This window comes from Streptomyces sp. NPDC104581, from assembly GCF_055583685.1.
This window is the reverse complement of sequence record NZ_JBVJNN010000088.1, coordinates 1-3,803: the sequence shown is the minus strand read 5'-3', so window position 1 is coordinate 3,803 and position 3,803 is coordinate 1. Positions and strand designations below refer to the sequence as shown.

Sequence of the window (3,803 nt, the reverse complement as noted above, 5' to 3'; positions counted from 1 at the left end):
CAAGCCCTCACCCTCCTCAACACCGCAACCACCCACCCCCACCTCATCCCCACCGCCATCAACACCACCCGACTCGACACAACAAACACACCCGCACTCTTCCGAGGGCTCCTGCGCGCGCAGCGCCGTACCGCCGTCTCCGTGAGCGGCAGCCAAGGTGCGGCCGAACCGTCCGCGCTGGCACGACAGTTGGCAGGACTCGGCACGGCGGAGCAGCAGGAGTTCCTGCTGCGCCTGGTATCAGGTCATGTCGGCGCGGTGCTCGGGCACGGGGAGGACGCCGTGGCGGCGTCCCGTCCGTTCAAGGACCTGGGAATCGACTCCCTCACCGCCGTCGAACTCCGAAACCGTGTCGGCAGCGCGACGGGGCTTCGGCTGCCCGCCACGCTCGTCTTCGACCACCCCACGCCCGCCGCGCTCGCCGATTACCTGCGTGACACGGTCCTCGGTGTGCTGCACAAGCCTTCCGAGACCGCGGCCGTCACCAACCGGGACACCAGCGATCCCATGGTGATCGTCGGGATGTCGTGCCGTTATCCGGGGGGCATTCGCACTCCAGAGGATCTCTGGGCGCTGGTGGCCGAGGGCCGCGACGCGATCGGGGCGTTCCCCGACAACCGTGGCTGGGACACGGACTCCCTCTTCGACCAGGACCCGGACAACGCGGGGACCTCGTACGTCCGAAAGGGCGGCTTCCTCCACGACGCCGCCGCGTTCGACGCCGAGCTCTTCGGCATGAGTCCCCGCGAGTCCACGGCCACCGACCCGCAGCACCGGCTGCTGCTGGAGACGGCCTGGGAAGCCTTCGAGCGGGCGGGGATCAACCCGCAGTCACTGCACGGCAGCCGTACCGGCGTGTTCACCGGCGTCATCTCGCAGGACTACTACTCCCGGCTGTCCAGCATCCCCGAGGGATATGAGGGACAGGTCGGCATCGGCAGTGCGGGCAGTGTCGCGTCGGGCCGGGTGTCGTACGCGTTCGGGCTTGAGGGCCCGGCGATCACCGTCGACACCGCATGCTCCTCTTCCCTGGTGGCGCTCCATATGGCCGGCCAGGCACTGCGGGAGGGCGAGTGCGATCTGGCTCTGGTCGGTGGTGTATCGGTGATGGCGAGTCCGAGCATGTTCGTGGAGTTCAGCCGGCAGCGTGGGCTGGCGCCGGACGGCCGGTGCAAGCCGTTCGCGGCGGGCGCGGACGGTACGGGCTGGTCGGAGGGTGTGGGGCTGCTGCTGGTGGAGCGGTTGTCGGACGCGGTACGCAACGGGCACGAAGTCCTCGCGGTGGTGAAGGGCTCAGCGGTCAATCAGGACGGTGCGTCGAACGGCCTCACGGCACCCAACGGGCCTTCGCAGCAGCGCGTCATTCGTCAGGCGCTGGCGAACGCGGGGCTGTCGGCGGCGGACGTCCAGGCCGTCGAAGCGCACGGCACCGGCACCGCACTCGGCGACCCGATCGAGGCCCAGGCCATCCTGGCCACCTATGGCCAGGACCGGCCGGAGGACGCTCCGCTGTGGCTGGGGTCGCTGAAATCGAACATCGGCCACACGCAAGCCGCCGCCGGTGTCGCAGGTGTGATCAAGATGGTCATGGCGATGCGGGAGGGCGTACTCCCCCGCACCCTGCACGTGGACGAGCCGACGCCGCACGTCGACTGGTCGGCGGGAGCGGTGGAACTGCTCCGCGATGAAGTGGCCTGGGTTGCGCAGCCGGAAACCCTGCGACGTGCGGGTATTTCATCGTTCGGGATGAGTGGCACGAACGCGCATGTGGTGCTGGAGCAGGCCCCGGCCGTTGATCCGGTCGAGCCGGTCGAGTCTGCGGCAGGATCGGAGGGGACTGCGGGTGTGGTGGTGTGGCCGGTGTCCGGTCACACCACTGACGCGCTGGCCGGGCAGGCTTCGCGGCTGCACGCCTGGCTGGAGGACCACCCCGACACCGACCTCACCGCCGTCGCGAACGCATTGGGACAGACCCGTGCGACGCTCGATCACCGGGCCGTCGTGTTCGGTACCGGGCGCGGGGAGCTGACCGACGCCCTGGCCGCCGTCGCGGCCGGAACCCCGACCCCGCAGGGTGTGACGGGCAGGTACCAGGCGGGCAAACTCGCCGTCCTGTTCACCGGCCAAGGGTCCCAGTACCCGGGCATGGGACACGACCTCTACACCACCCACCCCGTCTTCCGCGACGCGCTCGACGAGGTCTGCGCGGCCCTGGACCCGCACCTTCCGGCACCACTCCAGACAGTGATGTTCGCCGAACCCGGGACGCCGGAAGCCGACCTCCTGCACGACACCACCTACACCCAACCGGCCCTGTTCGCGCTGGAGACCGCCCTCTACCGGCTGGTGGAGTCCTACGGGGTGCGGCCCGACGCACTGGCCGGGCACTCGATCGGTGAACTCACCGCCGCCCACATCGCCGGCGTGTTCACCCTCACCGACGCCGCCACCCTCGTCACGACACGCGCCCGCCTCATGGGAGAACTCCCCCCCGGGCAGGGCACCATGCTCACCCTCCACACCACCCCCGACCAGATCACCCCCCTCCTCGAAGGCACCGGGCTGGAGATCGCCGCCCACAACTCCCCCACCAACACCGTCATCTCCGGAACCGTGGCCGAGATCGAGGCACTCAACACCCGCGCCAGTGAAGCCGGAATCCGCACCCGCGCCCTGAACGTCAGCCACGCCTTCCACTCCGCCCACATGGACCCCGCCCTCGACACCTTCCACGCCACATTCACCACCCTCACCCCCCAGCCCCCAACCCTGCCGGTCATCTCCAACCGCACCGCACTCCCCCTCACCCCCGAGCAAGCCACCTCACCCGACTACTGGGCCGAGCAGCTCCGCCACGCCGTCAACTACACCGGCATCACCGAGCATCTGCACGCCACGGGGACCACCACGTATCTCGAACTCGGCCCCGACACCACCCTCACCACCCTCACCACCCAGACCCTCCCCGACGCCACCGCGATCGGGACCCTGCACCCCAAACACCCCCACCAGCGCACCCTCCACACCGCCCTCGCCACACTCCACACCCACCACACCCCCCTCACCTGGCCCACCACCCCCACCACCTCCCGTCACCACCCCACCCTCCCCACCTACGCCTTCCAACACCACCACTACTGGCTCAACGACACCCCAGCAGTGGCGGACCTGGAGGGCCTGGGGCTCGGGACGATCGACCATCCGCTGCTCGACGCCGCCATGGAGCAGGCGGACGGAATCGGGGCCGTCACGTTCACGGGAAGGCTCTCCCTGCGCACGCACCCGTGGCTCGCGGACCACTCCGTCTTCGGGAACGTACTCCTGCCGGGCAGCGCGTTCGTGGACCTCGCCCTGCACGCCGGTGACCACACAGGGCACTCGCACCTCGTCGACCTGACGCTGGAAGCTCCCTTGCTCGTACCCGAACAGGGCACGGTGCAGCTCCAGATGATCGTGGGCTCGGAGAATTCCGACAGCGAACGTCCAGTCACGATCCACTCCCGCACCGGGCGGGACGAGCCATGGGCTCTGCACGCCTCAGGCCGGCTCGGCACTTCGGCAGCCGGTGGGGTCAGGGACCTCACCGTCTGGCCGCCGACCGGTGCCGAGGCACTGCCCGTCGACACTCTGTACGACGACCTGGCCGCCAAGGGTTACCAGTACGGTCCGGTCTTCCAGGGCCTCACGGGCGCTTGGACCTCGGGCGAGGACGTGTACGCGGAGATCTCGCTCGGCGAGGACGCCGACCCGGACGGCTACGGCATCCACCCCGCACTCCTCGACGCCACCCTCCACGCCCTCGG

The 3,803-nt window shown here is 69.6% G+C and carries 1 pseudogene; it reads left to right on the top strand.

Annotation, left to right across the window (positions count from 1 at the left end):
• Positions 1–141: 141 nt before the first annotated feature.
• Positions 142–3,803, top strand: a pseudogene (locus tag ACZ61E_RS32475) (type I polyketide synthase); the annotation flags it as partial.